Below are 13,227 nucleotides of genomic sequence, written 5' to 3'. Positions count from 1 at the left end.
CATCAGAGTGGACCATTGCTGATCACTAATGTCGCAATCCGTTCAACCGGTGGTGACTGTCGGCAAACCGAAGACCCGCTCAGCGGTCACTCGTACCGATTCGGCCACCTCGTGCACCGCCTCGCCCCTGAGCGAGGCGAGGTGGCGAACCGTGTAGGCGGCGCAGTAGGGCTCGTTCGGTCGCCCGCGGAACGGATGCGGCGTCAGGAACGGCGCGTCCGTTTCGACGAGGTACTGGTCCGCCGGCACGATCCGTGCCGCCTCGTGCAACCCGCGGGCGTTGCGGAAACTGACCGTTCCCGCGAACGAGAGGACATATCCCGCGTCGACGCACCGGCGCGCGATGAGCTCGTCCCCCGAGAAACAGTGGAAGACGACGCGGTCGGGCGCTCCCTCTTCTTCGAGGATCCGGAGGACGTCGTCGTGAGCGTCTCGATCATGGATCATCAGCGGCTTGCCGATCCGCTTGGCGAGATCGATGTGCCACCGGAAGGCGTCCTGTTGCGCGTCGTGAGGCGAGTAGTCCCAGTAGTAGTCGAGGCCGGTCTCGCCGACCGCGACCACTCTGGACTCTTTCGCGAGACTCTCCACTTCGGATTTCTCGGCCTCGCCGAATTCCTTGGTACGGGTGGGATGGATCGCGACGGCGGCCCAGACCCGAGTGTCCCAAGTGGACGCTTGCGCGGCCCAGCGAGCGGACGCGAGATCGTCCGCGACGGTGATCACCCGCGAAACACCGGCGCGTTCGGCGCGGTCGACCATGGCCGTCACATCAGCCGCGGTGACCGCGCCGCACGCGTCGAGGTGGGTATGCGCGTCCACCACCGAAACCGGCAACCTGTCCGGGATCGGCGGCAGCTCCTTCTTCTCCGCACCCATCAGCTGATCATTTCGAGATCGGCGCCCATTCGGGACCGGTCTCGCCGAGTTCCGGGTCCAGCTTGGCGAACAAGGGGGTCGGCTTCTCGAGCGGCTTGCCGACCTCGATCGGCACGGACTTCCAGCGCGCCTGCTCGGTCTTGTAGTCCCCGGTGATGATGGGGTTGATCCGGCCGGGGATGTCGAGGTCCTCGACTTCCTGCAGTTCGGGCTGGGCCGCCCAGACACCGGTGCCGCCGAGTGCCTCGTGCACCTTCTGCGCCGAGTGGGGCAGGAAGGGGGTCAGCAAGGTGTTGGCGTCCGAGACGACCTGCAGCGCGGTGTGCAGGACACTGTCGCGGCGAGCGGGGTCGTCCTTGAGCTTCCAGGGTTCCTGGTCCGAGAGGTACCGGTTCGCGGCGGTGACGACGCGCATGGCCTCGCTCGCCGCGGCCTTGAACCGGGACCGCTGCAGGTGGGCTCCGGCGGTGTCGAACGCCTTGCGGGAAAGCTCCTTGAGTTCCTCGTCGGCGGCCGTGGGAGCGGCGGGACGCGGAATGGCTCCGACGTTCTTGTGGGCCATGGAGATGGACCGGTTGACGAGGTTGCCCCACTCGTTGGCCAGCTCGAAGTTGGTCCGGCGGACGAATTCGTCCCAGGTGAAGTCGGTGTCCTGGGTCTCGGGTCCCGCGACCGAGATGAAGTACCGGAGCGTGTCCGGGCCGAACTCGCGCAGGAAGTCGTGGACGTAGATGACCGTGCCGCGCGAGGTCGAGAACTTGGAGCCGCTCATCGTGAGGAACTCGCTGGAAACGATCTCGTCGGGCAGGTGCAGCTTGCCGTACTTGCCCGCCACGCCGCCGCGATCGCCCTCGCCGTTGTGGCCGAAGAGCAGCGCGGGCCAGATTTGGGCGTGGAAGGTGATGTTGTCCTTGCCCATGAAGTAGTAGGAGCGGGCGTCCGGGTTGTTCCACCACTCCTGCCAGGCGTCCGGGTCGCCGGATCGGCGCGCCCACTCGACGCTCGCCGAGAAGTAGCCGATGACCGCGTCGAACCAGACGTAGAAGCGCTTCATCGGCTGATCGCGCCAGCCGTCGAGCGGGATCTTCACGCCCCAGTCGAGATCGCGGGTGATCGGCCGCGGGCGCATGTCGTCGATCAGGTTCTTGGTGAAGTTGAGGACGTTCGGGCGCCAGTCGGTCTTGCTGGACAGCCATTCGCCCAAGGTCTCGACGAACGCGGACAGGTCGAGGAAGTAGTGCTCGGTCTCGACGAATTTCGGCGTTTCACCGTTGATCCGCGACTTCGGGTTGATCAGCTCCGCGGCGTCGAGCTGGTTGCCGCAGTTGTCGCACTGGTCGCCGCGTGCGCCGTCGTAACCGCAGATCGGGCACGTGCCCTCGATGTACCGGTCGGGCAGGGTCCGGCCGGTCGACGGGCTGATCGCGCCCCGGGTCGTCTTGGGGACGACGTAGCCGTTGCGGTGCAGCGCGAGGAAGATCTGCTGCGTGACGTCGGCGTGGTTACCCGTGGTGGTGCGGGTGAACAGGTCGTAGGTGAGACCGAGTCCCTGCAGGTCCTGGCCGATTTGACGGGTGTACTTGTCGGCCGTCTGCTGGGAGGTCATGCCTTCTTTGTCGGCCTGGACGGTGATCGGGGTGCCGTGTTCGTCGGTACCGGACACCATGAGCACCCGGTTGCCGGCCATTCGCTGGTAGCGGGAGAAGACGTCGGACGGGACGCCGAATCCGGACACGTGGCCGATGTGGCGGGGGCCGTTGGCGTAGGGCCAGGCCACCGCAGTCAACACTGGGGTGCTCATGCTTGTTTAGCCTACGGACGTCGTCTAAGGCATTGTTGTCCGGGAGAGGATCGGAGGCCTCGGTGTCCGCCACGCGTCTGCTGGTGCTGGGTGTCGTGCGCATGTACGGGAAGGCACACGGCTACCAGGTCCGGCGCGAACTCCTCTCGTGGGCGGCCGACAAATGGGGCAATGTCCAGCCGGGTTCGATCTATCACGCGTTGAAGAAGATGACCGCCGAAGGCCTCCTGGAACAGGTCGAGGACGTCGAGGCGGGCGGCGGGCCCGACCGGACCGCGTACAGGCTGACCGAAGACGGCGAGACCGAGTTCCTCGTGCAGCTCGGCAGGGCGTTGTCGAGCGACGACGCGACCGGGTACTCGCTGTCGGCGGCGGTCACGTTCATGCCGACGTTGCCCCGCGCGCAGGTCCTGGCTCTGCTGAAACAGCAACTGGCGAATATGGAAGCGCACGCCCAGTCGACTCATTACGCCCGCGAACACGCCGTCGACCTGGGGAAACCGCCTCACGTCAGCGAGCTGTACCGCCTGTGGAGCGCGCACGCGGAAGCGAACGTGACTTGGATGCGGGATCTGATCGGACGTCTCGAAGCCGGCGAGTACGTGATGGCCGGCGAAGGTGACGACGAACCGGTGTTCGGCGCACCGCCCAAGTAATCAAATTTGACCACGGGACGACTCCTAGGGCACAGTGCGTCCAGTCACTAGTCAAACTTGACTAGTTGAGCATCGGAAAGGGGTAGACATGATCAAGGCACGCGGCCTTGAGCGGCGTTTCCGCCGCAAGGGCCGCAATGGGGGCGAGGTCCACGCCGTCAAAGGCGTCGATCTCGACGTGTCGGCCGGAGAACTGGTCGGCTTCCTCGGACCGAACGGCGCGGGGAAGACCACGACCCTGCGCATGCTGACGACGCTCCTCAAGCCCACCGCGGGCGAAGCGACGGTCGGCGGCTGCGACCTGCTCACCGACCCGCTGGGGGTGCGCCGTCGGATCGGCTACGTCGCCCAAGGCGGCGGAACCGCCCCGGCGAGCAAGGTCGTCGAGGAGATCGAGTTCCAGGGCAGGCTGTACCGGATGAGCAAGGCGGACGCGCTCGCTCGCGGGGCCGTCCTCGCCGAGCAACTGGACCTGGCCGGGCTCGACCAGCGCACGACCGCGACCCTGTCGGGCGGGCAGCGCCGCCGGCTCGACATCGCGCTCGGGCTCATCCACTCACCCGGTCTCGTCTTCCTCGACGAACCGTCGACGGGGCTCGACCCTCAGAGCCGGGCGAACCTGTGGGACCACATCCGCAGGCTGCGCGACGAGCAGGGAGTCACGGTCTTCTTGACGACGCACTATCTGGACGAGGCCGACGCGCTCTCGGACCGGCTGATCGTCATCGACGACGGGAAGATCGTCGCCGAGGGAACACCGGACTCGTTGAAGGCGAGGGTCTCCGGCGACAGTGTCGTGATCGGGGTCTCACCGGAATCGGCGGCGGAGACCGCGGAGATCGCGGGCCGCCTCGAAGGGGCGCACGAGATGGCCGTCACCGAGGGCACCGTGCGGTTCCGGGTGCCGCGCGGGGACACCGCGATGCCCGAATTGCTGCGGGCGCTGGACGCGCGCGGCATCGCGATGACGTCCATGCAGGTGCACCGGCCGACGCTCGACGACGTCTTCCTGACCCTGACGGGACGGAGCCTGCGCGACGCCGAAGAGGGCGCGCCGGTCGACGACGCCGCGGAAAAGGAGGCCACTCATGTTGCATGACACCTGGTTGATCTTCCGCCGCGACATGCTCGCGGCGCTGCGCAACCCGACGTGGCTCGTCATCGGCATCATGCAGCCGCTTCTCTATTTGTTCTTCTTCGGCCCGCTCCTGGTGAAGGCGCTCAACGCGCAAGGCCTGTCCGATGTGGACGGCTGGATGATCTTCACTCCGGCGATCATCGCGCAGCTCGCGCTGTTCGGCAGTTCGTTCGTCGGGTTCGGGCTTCTCGCGGAGTTCCGTTCGGGCGTGGTCGAGCGGATGCGGGTCACGCCGGTGAGCCGGGTGGCGTTGCTGCTGGGCAAGGTGCTCGCCAACGCGCTGCAGACCGTCGTCCAGGCGTTGCTCATCATCGCGCTGGCTTATCTGGTCTTCGACCTGAACGCGCCGTTCAGCGGCGTCCTGCTCAGCCTGGTGATCGTCTTCCTTCTGTCGGTCACGTTGGCGTCGTGCTCATACGCGCTGGCGCTGACCCTCAAGAGCGAAGACACCTTCCCGGCTTTGCTCAACGCGGTTCTCATGCCGTTGCTGCTGCTTTCCGGAATCCTGATCCCGATCACCTCGGGCTCGGCGCCGGAGTGGCTGTACACGATTTCCCGGATCAATCCGTTCCGGCATGTGGTGGACGTCGAGCGGAACAGTTTCCGCGGTGACTTCTCGATGGACGCGTTGTTCACCGGGAGCGTCGTGGTGCTGGTCATGGCCGTTCTGGCCATCTGGTGGGGCGCGAGGACGTTCCAACGCGAAAACGCCTGAGACACGCTGTACCGAAAGGTCACCTTACGGCCGGTCCGCCGACGTAAGGTGACCTTTCGGTCGTACTGGGGCGAATTCGAGGCAGGTGAGTTTGATCGATCCGGAAGGTGAGCACGGCGTCACCCTGTCCCACCGCGAGACGGTGACGGACTGGGCGGCGGTGCGCGGCGCCGACATCCGGTTCGCGTCGGTCACCGTCACCGAGAACACCAACTGGCGGGACGTCGCGGCGGAACGCAATCTGGCGGGCGCGCAGCACGCCGGTATCCACACCGGCGCACGGCACTACGCACGGCCCGGCGCCGTCCACGACCAGGCCGACCATTTCGTGCGGACGGCGAGCGCGCTCGGCGCCTTCGCACCCGGTTCGCTCGCGCCGGCGCTCGAAGTGGAGGCACCCAGCGTCGACGACCGGTTCATCAAGGCGTGGATCAAACACGTCAGGCAGGCCGCGCGCGTCGAACGCGTTCTCGTGTACGCCGGGCTCGACTGCTGGACGAATCGCTTGCGGCCGGACAAGTGGGCGGACAGCGAAGTGGTGTTGTGGCTGGTCAGGCACAACGAGATCCCGGGAAGGCCGGGTTGGTTCCACTCGCGGCTGGGACTGCACCAGCACGGTTTCGGCACCGGGCTGCCCGGAGTGAACGGACCGATCGCGCAGGACGCCGTGGTCTACCCCTTCAAACTCACGGACGTGCTTCTGTAGTGCCCCCTCCGTGACGATGGATACGCGTGTTGTCACCGCATGGTCGCGGATCTCACTTTCCGGCGGAGGCGGGTTGCGTTTCCGGCCACTCGGACGGTGACAATATCGCGTGCGGTTGATGTGCCGGAGGCTGCGGACGGACGTCGGGCCCGAACGGGCACTGACGGTTCTCGGCGTACGCGCCAGGCGCCTCGGGCTCGCTCCACCTGCCGCGCTTTGCGGCGACTGGTTTTCTTCGCGCGCGGTCATCGCGCTGAGCGCTTCCCTGGCTCCCGTCCGGGATGCGGCCGAAGCCTTCGCGATCCCCGCTCGGATGCCTTTTGTTCGTGACGCGGTGCCCGGCGCCGTCGGGGGCGGCTGGTTCGGTTACCTGGGTTATGACCTGATCGATCCGTCGGGCCGTTCTGGCGCGCTTCCTCCGGCGGCCTGGGGTTGGGTCGACAGGGTGCTGCGGCTGGACGCGGACGGTTCGTGGTGGTTCGAAGCCCTGGTTCCCGACGGCGCCCCGGATCCGGTCGACGAAGTGGCCGCGGTGGAATCCTCGCTCGCCGAGGTCCCCGAAGCACCGACTTGGAGTTCCGGCCCGTTGTCACGTCCGCTTCCGTCGGAGCACTACGACGCCGTCAAGGCGTGTGTGCACGCGATCGAAGCCGGCGAGCTGTTCCAGGCGAACATCTGCGCACGCTTCAGCGGGGAGTTCACCGGCGATCCGATCGCTTTGTTCGCCGAAGGCACCCGTCGCCTCGGAGCCCGCCGGGCGGCGTTCCTCGCCGGCGGCTGGGGCTCGGTCGTCTCGTTCTCCCCTGAACTTTTCCTTGCCAGGCAAGGGCAGCGTGTCCGGTCGACGCCGATCAAGGGCACGCTGCCGCGGCGGGACGCCTCGGACGAACACCTCGCGCAGCGCCTGCGGGAATCCACCAAGGACGTCGCCGAGAACGTGATGATCACCGATCTCGTCCGCAACGACCTCGGCCGGGTCTGTGCCACCGGCACGGTGCGTGTCCCCGAACTGCTCGCGGTCCGGCCGGCGCCGGGCGTCTGGCATCTCGAGTCCACTGTGGAGGGATTGCTCGCCGAAGGGATCGACGACGCGGCCTTGCTCGCGGCCACCTTCCCGCCGGGTTCGGTGACGGGCGCGCCGAAGATCCGGGCGCTGGATCTGATAGCCGAGCTGGAACCGGCCGCGCGCGGCGTCTACACCGGCGCGATCGGACTCGCGTCGCCGATCGCCGGACTGGAACTGAACGTCGCGATCAGAACCTTCGAAATCCACGAAGGCACGATCGAACTGGGAGTCGGCGGCGGGATCACCGCCGACTCCGACAGCGAAGCGGAATGGCAGGAATGCCTGCACAAGTCCGCTCCGCTGGAGCGCCTGCTCGGCTGAGCTACTTGGCGGGGTCCAGCAGGAGCTTGCCCATCGTGCCGCGCGAGCGCAGGGCCTCGTGGGCGGCGCGTGCGTCGGACAGCGCGTACTCGCCGCCGGCGATGGCACGCACCCCGCCCGCGAGCGCGAGTTCGAAAAGCTCGTCGAGCGCGCGGCCGAAAACGTTTCCGGGGAGTTTGAAGGCGTGCGGCAGCCACATGCCGGACACGGTGGTGCTGTGCCCGAGGAGGTTGCGGGCCTCGACCGGCTTCGGTTGCTCGCGGCTGGCCATGCCGTAGAACGCGAGGCGGCCGAACGGCGCGAGGGCGGCGATGCTCTGGTCCGTGACGGTGCCGCCGGTCATGTCGAGCACGACGTCGACGCGCTTGCCGCCGTTCGCCTCGCGAAGCGCGTCGGTCATGTTCTCGGCGCGCGAATCGATGGCGACATCGGCACCGAGCTCGAGGGCGAGGGCGCGCTTCTCGTCGCTGCTGGCGGTCGCGATGACCCGGCTCGCTCCCCAGGCTTTCGCGAGCTGCACGGCGATGGAGCCGACCCCGCCGGCGGCCGCGTGCACGACGACGGATTCGCCGGGTTCGAGGTGGGCGGTCTTGCGCAGCAGGAGCGAGGCGGTGGTGCCCTGGACGATGAAGGACAGCGCGGTCAGGTCATCGACGCCGTCGGGCACCTCGAAACTGGTGACCTCGTCGGCCACCGCGCGCTCGGCGTAGCCGCCGCCCCCGTTGAGCAGCGCGACGACACGCTTGCCGTCGGCGGTCCGGCCGACGACCTCGCCACCGGGCACGAGCGGGAGCTTGCTCGGCGCGAGGTAGGAGTTCTCGGCCTGGTGCGTGTCGGCGTAGTTGACGCCGATCCGGTCGACCTCCACCAGCCGCTGCCCCGGGCCGGGGACGGGATCGGGCAGGTCGACGAGGTTGAGCACCTCGGGTCCGCCGAATTCGGTCACCTGTACTGCGCGCATCCGCATCCTCCTCGTCGAGATGAGACATTCTTGCATATGTCTCATACCTGAGACATGGCGTGATATGTTTCACTCATCGAAACCGCACTGGAACGCCAGCTGACTTCGCCGCGCCCGGACGCTCTGCGCGCGTTCACGATCGCGCGCGCCCGGTTCCTGGAAGGGCGCCGGGTGGACATGGGTGACCTCGCGGCCGAGCTGGGGATCAGCCGCGCCACCCTGCACCGGTGGGTCGGCGGCCGGGATCAGCTGCTCGGCGAGATCCTGTGGTCGATGACCGTGGAGGTCTTCGAAGCGCGCGCTTCGGGCAAACTCGGACGCGGCGCGGAAGGGATCGCGGAGCTGGTCGGCACCTTCGTCCGGACGGTGAACGACTCGAAACCGTTCCGGGAGTTCCTGCGCAACGAGCCCGAGCGGGCGCTGCGGATCCTGACGACGAAGGCCAGCGTGGTGCAGAGTCGCGCGATCGCGAAAATGCGCGAGTTCCTGGACGAAGAGGTCGAGGCCGGACGGCTCACCCCGCCCCTGCCGGTCGAGGACCTCGCGTACCTGCTGGTGCGGATCGGCGAGTCGTTCATCTACACCGATGTCATCACCGGCGCGGAGCCCGATGCCGCGAAGGCGTATGCGGCCGTGACGGCCTTGCTGTCCTAGCTCTTACGGGAGGCGAGCACGGCGTCGTAAAGCTCCTTCTTCGACACACCTGTCGCCTCGGCGACTTCGGCGGCGGCGGACTTGAGGCGTTCACCGGCCGCGACCCGCGACGAGACTTCCGAGACCAGGTCCTCGACGCTGACCGAACGCGGGGGCGCACCCGAGAGAACGACGGTGATCTCGCCCTTGACCCCGTCCGCGGCCCAGGCGGCCAACTCCGGCAGATTGCCGCGTTTGACCTCTTCGTAGGTTTTGGTCAGTTCGCGGCACACGGCGGCCCGACGGTCGGGGCCCAGGACTTCGGCGGCGTCGGCGAGCGTGCTCGCGAGGCGGTGTGGAGATTCGAAGAACACTGCCGTGCGGGGCTCGTCCTTCAGCGAACCGAGCCATTTCGCGCGTTCACCGGGCTTGCGCGGGGCGAAACCTTCGAAACAGAAACGGTCACACGGCAGGCCGGACAGCGCGAGCGCCGTGGTCACCGCGGACGGGCCGGGAAGGCAGGTCACCGGCACGTCCGCCTCGACACAGGCCGCCACCAGACGGAACCCGGGATCCGAGACGCTCGGCATTCCGGCATCGGTCACCAAGACCACCGTCTCACCCGACTTGAGCGATTCGAGCAGTTTCGGCAGGCGCGCGGTCTCGACGTCCTCGTAAAAGCTGACCACGCGGCCGACCGGCGAAACGTCGAGGGCGGCGGTGAGGGAGCGCAGGCGCCGGGTGTCCTCCGCGGCGATCACGTCGGCCGTCGCGAGAGCTTCGGACAGGCGCGGCGAAGCGTCACGGACGTCTCCGAGCGGGGTGGCTGCCAGCACGAGGCGTCCTTCGGTCATTCCCGAAGGTTAACCGGTTCGCAGATCCGGACACCGAGTTCACTCTTCCGCCCGTAGGATCATGCCCCGTGACCGCACTGCTGACCCGTGACAACGAGAGCGTGCGGCCGGATCCGGTCGACGCGCTCCGGCCACCGAGCGATCGGGAGGCCTCACTCCTCGGCCGCGGCATGCCGACCGATCGCCTGCGCGGCTGGGTCGTCACGCTGGTGCTGACGCTCATCGGCGGCATCGTCCGGATCCAGAATCTGGGAACGCCCACGGACAAGGGCACGCCGGTCTTCGACGAGAAGCACTACGTCCCGCAGGCGTGGCAGATGCTGCGCAACGGCGGTTACGAAGACAACTACGGCTACGAACTGATCGTGCACCCGCCGCTGGCGAAACATCTCATCGCGATCGGCGAGTGGCTGTTCGGCTACAATGCCTGGGGCTGGCGGATCATGCCCGCGCTGGCGGGCACGCTGATCGTGTTCCTGGTCATCCGGATCGCCCGGCGGCTCACCCGCTCCACCCTGCTCGGCGCGGTCGCCGGAATCCTGGTGATCAGCGACGGCGTCCTGCACCTGCAGTCACGCATGGGCATGCTCGACATCTTCATCGCGTTGTTCGTGCTGGCCGCGTTCGCCTGCGTGCTGTGCGACCGCGACCAGGTGCGGCAGCGGCTCGCCGTGGCCGTCCGCGAAGGCTGGATCGACGAATCGCGGTTCGGCCCGAAGCTGGGTTTCCGGTGGTGGCGGTTCGCCGGCGGCCTGATGATCGGGCTGACCTTCGGCGTCAAATGGTCGGCGCTCTACTACATCGCCGCCTTCGGGCTGCTCACCGTGTTCTTCGACGTGGCCGCGCGCCGGGCCGCCGGCGTGCAGCGGCCTTGGCTCGGCACGCTGCGCCGCGACGTGCTGCCCGCGCTGTGGGCGATCGTCGTCATCCCGATCCTGGTGTACCTCGCCTGTTACTGGGCCTGGTTCGCGAGCGAGACCGCGACCGACCGCAACTACGTGGCGATCAAGGACATCGATCCCGGTTTCTGGGCGTGGATGCCGCCCGCGTTGCGGTCGCTCGGCGACTATTCGATGAACGTCCTCGACTTCCACGCGAACCTGGTGACGCCCAAGGACAAGCCGCATCCCTGGGAGTCGAAGCCGTGGACCTGGCCGATGGGACTGCGGCCGATGCTCTACGCGTACGCGGGTGGCACCGACGCGACCGGGTGCGGCGAGTCGACCTGCGTGCGGGCGACGATGCTGATCGGGACGCCGGCGATGTGGTGGCTGGCGCTGCCGATGCTCGGCTGGAGCGTGTGGCGGTCGTTCTTCCGCGCGGACTGGCGCTACGCCGCCGTGCTCGTCGGCTACCTGGCCGGGTTCCTGCCCTGGTTCACCAACCTCGACCGCCAGATGTACTACTTCTACGCGACGCCGCTGGCGCCGTTCCTGATACTCGGGTTGACGCTGATCCTCGGGCATATCCTCGGCAGTGCGAAACGCGGATTCGAACGCCGGGGCACCGGCATGCTCGTCGTCGCTCTCTACGTGGGGCTCGTCGTGGCCAACTTCGCCTGGCTGTGGCCGATCCTCAACGGCAACGCGATCACCAACGAGCACTGGAACGCCGAGCTGTGGCTGCCGTCCTGGAAGTGACCGCCACCGGTTGCCCCAAGGCCCAGCGAAGCTCCTGAAAGCGACTTAGACTCCTGCCCGAATCAGGGATTTCTGGGGGTCATCATGTCTCGTTGGCCGTATTTCGTGGCCATCGCACTGCTGCTGACGGGGTGCTCGAGCGCCGTCGACGGGAAAGCCTTCCGCGAAGGTGCCGCTCCGGGCGCCACCGCCGGCGGCGAAGCGAAGTATCCGAAGTACGACCCGCCCGCGGACGGGTCGGGTTTCAGTGATCAGGCGCTCGATCAGCCGCTGGCCCTGCCCGTGAAGCAGGGTGAAGAAGGCTGCGATTGGCTGGAAGTGATCAAACCCGATCTCCAGCCGCTCGGCCTGGTCAGCACCAAGGGCACGCTCAGCGGCTGCCAGTTCGTGTTCCCGAACAACAAAGGCGCCCAGGTGCACGCCTACAGCCCGTACAGCTGGATCACGCAGGACGCCCCGGTGATGGAACCGGTGGAGATCGCCGGGATCAAGGGCCGGACCTATGCCTTCGACCCGGAACCGGCGACCTTCTGCTCGGTCAACATGGACGTCCGCGCCTACGCCTCGATCGCCGTCGACGCCTATGACGTCGACAACGACGAAGGAGGGGTCCGCGCCGAACACTGCGAACTGGCGAAGAAGGTCGCCGAAGTGGTGTTGAAGAAATTCGTGCCGCTCGCCGGGGGCAAGCCGGCACCGAGCACCGTTCAGGAGCCACCGGCGGAGGCGTTGAAGAACGCCGACATTTGCGAGGTCGTCAAGTTCACCCACGCGAATTACGCGGGTGTCAACGCGGGCCGTGAAGGCGCTCAGAAGGGCGAGAGCCCCGTCGGACCGACCTGCACCCACGAGGTCCCTTATGCGAAAGCCGTCGGGATGTACACGACCGGCACCGGCGGTCTCGATGCCGTGCCGCCGAAGCAGGGCGCGGACGTGCGGGAAGGGAAGTTCGGCCTGCTGAAGGCCAGGTACGAGCAGACCGAGGAGACCTGTGCCGTGAGCACCCAGCTCCCCAACGGTCAGGTGGTGCAGGTCGATTTCATCGGTAAGAAGAAGGAAGCGATGAAGCGGACCTGCGTATCCGCGCAGCTCATCTTGGCGGTGTCGATGGTCGCCCTGATCGAGGGCGACGCATAGCGCGTTTCCCGATTCGCCTGTGACACTTAGGGCTCAGTTGTTACTCTCCCCTGGTCAACAGCAGTCCGACAGGGGGCATCATGACGATCCGACCGCTCGGAGCGGCCTGCGCGGCCGCGGCCTTGTTCTTGATCGCGGGCTGCGAGGAGCAGACACCGGGGACCGCGTCGCCGCAGACTTCGGCCGTTCCGAGCGCTTCCGAAGCGCCGAGCAGCAGCTCAAGCGCGCCTACGTCGACTACGCGCAGCAGCGCTACAGCCCCTTCGGCGACCGCCGGGACGGTCACCAAGCCCGCCACCGGCGGGGCGGTGGCGCATACGCCGGACGGCGCCGCGAGCGTGATGGAGGAGTTCCATCACGCGCTGGGCGCCAAGGACCTGGACACCGTGTGCCGGATTTCGGCGCCCGCCTACGACGGCGGGATGAAGGAGTGCCGCAGCCTCACGCCGATGCTGTTCGAGATGTTCACGCCCGCGGATCTGAAGAACCTGAAAGCCACCCGGGTCGACCGCGCGAAGGTGAAGAGCAAGGGGCCCGACCAGGTGACCATCCCGCCCAACGCGATCGCGCCGAAGGCGACGATCATGGACGGGGATCCCAAGATCTTCACCATGGGCTGGCGCGGCGGGACCTGGGTCATCATCGAGTGAGAGAGCAAGGGACCTTTGCTGACGTTCGTTAGTGCACTAACGAACGCCAGCAAAGGTCCCTTGCTCTCTT

Annotated in this window: 13 protein-coding genes; 9 read left to right on the top strand and 4 right to left on the bottom strand. The window is 67.3% G+C overall.

Going from position 1 to position 13,227, the window contains the following annotated elements; genetic code table 11:
* Positions 1–42: 42 nt before the first annotated feature.
* Positions 43–879, bottom strand: a complete 837-nt coding sequence (locus ACIHAO_RS14775; RefSeq protein ID WP_396557979.1) for a TatD family hydrolase — start codon at positions 877–879, stop codon at positions 43–45.
* Between the two features lie 7 nt (positions 880–886).
* The gene (gene metG, locus ACIHAO_RS14770) at positions 887–2,680 is read right to left on the bottom strand and encodes a methionine--tRNA ligase (RefSeq protein WP_396557977.1); all 1,794 of its coding nucleotides are present in this window, start codon (positions 2,678–2,680) and stop codon (positions 887–889) included.
* 62 nt (positions 2,681–2,742) lie between these two features.
* Between metG and ACIHAO_RS14765 the strand changes: the two genes are divergently transcribed.
* The 5 genes from ACIHAO_RS14765 to ACIHAO_RS14745 all read left to right on the top strand — a co-directional run bounded on the left by ACIHAO_RS14765 (position 2,743) and on the right by ACIHAO_RS14745 (position 7,282).
* Positions 2,743–3,336, top strand: a complete 594-nt coding sequence (locus tag ACIHAO_RS14765; RefSeq protein ID WP_125782481.1) for a PadR family transcriptional regulator — start codon at positions 2,743–2,745, stop codon at positions 3,334–3,336.
* An 88-nt stretch (positions 3,337–3,424) separates the two neighbouring features.
* Positions 3,425–4,435, top strand: a complete 1,011-nt coding sequence (locus ACIHAO_RS14760; protein WP_396557975.1) for an ATP-binding cassette domain-containing protein — start codon at positions 3,425–3,427, stop codon at positions 4,433–4,435.
* Positions 4,425–5,189, top strand: a complete 765-nt coding sequence (locus ACIHAO_RS14755) for an ABC transporter permease (RefSeq protein WP_396557973.1) — start codon at positions 4,425–4,427, stop codon at positions 5,187–5,189. The genes ACIHAO_RS14760 and ACIHAO_RS14755 overlap by 11 nt, the downstream gene beginning before the upstream one ends.
* Positions 5,190–5,280: 91 nt before the next feature.
* Complete coding sequence (locus tag ACIHAO_RS14750; RefSeq protein ID WP_396557971.1) at positions 5,281–5,895, top strand: glycoside hydrolase family 25 protein; 615 nt, start codon at positions 5,281–5,283, stop codon at positions 5,893–5,895.
* A 109-nt stretch (positions 5,896–6,004) separates the two neighbouring features.
* Complete coding sequence (locus ACIHAO_RS14745) at positions 6,005–7,282, top strand: aminodeoxychorismate synthase component I (RefSeq protein WP_396557969.1); 1,278 nt, start codon at positions 6,005–6,007, stop codon at positions 7,280–7,282.
* A gap of 1 nt (position 7,283) precedes the next feature.
* Here ACIHAO_RS14745 and ACIHAO_RS14740 read toward each other — a convergent pair whose 3' ends face one another.
* The gene (locus ACIHAO_RS14740) at positions 7,284–8,243 is read right to left on the bottom strand and encodes a zinc-binding alcohol dehydrogenase family protein (protein ID WP_396557967.1); all 960 of its coding nucleotides are present in this window, start codon (positions 8,241–8,243) and stop codon (positions 7,284–7,286) included.
* A gap of 99 nt (positions 8,244–8,342) precedes the next feature.
* Here ACIHAO_RS14740 and ACIHAO_RS14735 point away from each other — a divergent pair, with 99 nt between their 5' ends.
* Positions 8,343–8,897, top strand: coding sequence for a QsdR family transcriptional regulator (locus ACIHAO_RS14735; protein WP_396558257.1), 555 nt, complete (start codon positions 8,343–8,345; stop codon positions 8,895–8,897).
* On the opposite strand, the gene rsmI is transcribed toward ACIHAO_RS14735, so the two are convergent.
* The gene (rsmI, locus tag ACIHAO_RS14730) at positions 8,894–9,730 is read right to left on the bottom strand and encodes a 16S rRNA (cytidine(1402)-2'-O)-methyltransferase (RefSeq protein WP_396557965.1); all 837 of its coding nucleotides are present in this window, start codon (positions 9,728–9,730) and stop codon (positions 8,894–8,896) included. The genes ACIHAO_RS14735 and rsmI overlap by 4 nt on opposite strands.
* Positions 9,731–9,798: 68 nt before the next feature.
* Here rsmI and ACIHAO_RS14725 point away from each other — a divergent pair, with 68 nt between their 5' ends.
* The 3 genes from ACIHAO_RS14725 to ACIHAO_RS14715 all read left to right on the top strand — a co-directional run bounded on the left by ACIHAO_RS14725 (position 9,799) and on the right by ACIHAO_RS14715 (position 13,157).
* Positions 9,799–11,370 carry a dolichyl-phosphate-mannose--protein mannosyltransferase gene (locus ACIHAO_RS14725; protein ID WP_396557963.1) on the top strand — a complete coding sequence of 524 codons (1,572 nt, stop codon included), beginning with the start codon at positions 9,799–9,801 and terminating at the stop codon, positions 11,368–11,370.
* A gap of 84 nt (positions 11,371–11,454) precedes the next feature.
* Positions 11,455–12,507, top strand: coding sequence for a hypothetical protein (locus ACIHAO_RS14720; RefSeq protein WP_396557961.1), 1,053 nt, complete (start codon positions 11,455–11,457; stop codon positions 12,505–12,507).
* Between the two features lie 80 nt (positions 12,508–12,587).
* Positions 12,588–13,157: a hypothetical protein gene (locus ACIHAO_RS14715; protein WP_396557959.1), complete on the top strand. Its 570-nt coding sequence runs from the start codon at positions 12,588–12,590 to the stop codon at positions 13,155–13,157.
* Positions 13,158–13,227 lie beyond the last annotated feature (70 nt).

Source organism: Amycolatopsis sp. NPDC052450, assembly GCF_044547565.1.
Lineage (GTDB): Bacteria > Actinomycetota > Actinomycetes > Mycobacteriales > Pseudonocardiaceae > Amycolatopsis.
Note: the sequence above shows the minus strand (reverse complement) of the source record. Positions and strands in the feature narration are given on the sequence as shown.

Bases quoted from the DNA above. Each gene is read 5' to 3' on its own strand.
- ACIHAO_RS14775 (WP_396557979.1), bottom strand. From the start codon at position 879: ATGGGTGCGGAGAAGAAGGAGCTGCCGCCGATCCCGGACAGGTTGCCG.
- metG (WP_396557977.1), bottom strand. From the start codon at position 2,680: ATGAGCACCCCAGTGTTGACTGCGGTGGCCTGGCCCTACGCCAACGGC.
- ACIHAO_RS14760 (WP_396557975.1), top strand. From the start codon at position 3,425: ATGATCAAGGCACGCGGCCTTGAGCGGCGTTTCCGCCGCAAGGGCCGC.
- ACIHAO_RS14755 (WP_396557973.1), top strand. From the start codon at position 4,425: ATGTTGCATGACACCTGGTTGATCTTCCGCCGCGACATGCTCGCGGCG.
- ACIHAO_RS14740 (WP_396557967.1), bottom strand. From the start codon at position 8,243: ATGCGCGCAGTACAGGTGACCGAATTCGGCGGACCCGAGGTGCTCAAC.
- rsmI (WP_396557965.1), bottom strand. From the start codon at position 9,730: ATGACCGAAGGACGCCTCGTGCTGGCAGCCACCCCGCTCGGAGACGTC.
- ACIHAO_RS14720 (WP_396557961.1), top strand. From the start codon at position 11,455: ATGTCTCGTTGGCCGTATTTCGTGGCCATCGCACTGCTGCTGACGGGG.
- ACIHAO_RS14715 (WP_396557959.1), top strand. From the start codon at position 12,588: ATGACGATCCGACCGCTCGGAGCGGCCTGCGCGGCCGCGGCCTTGTTC.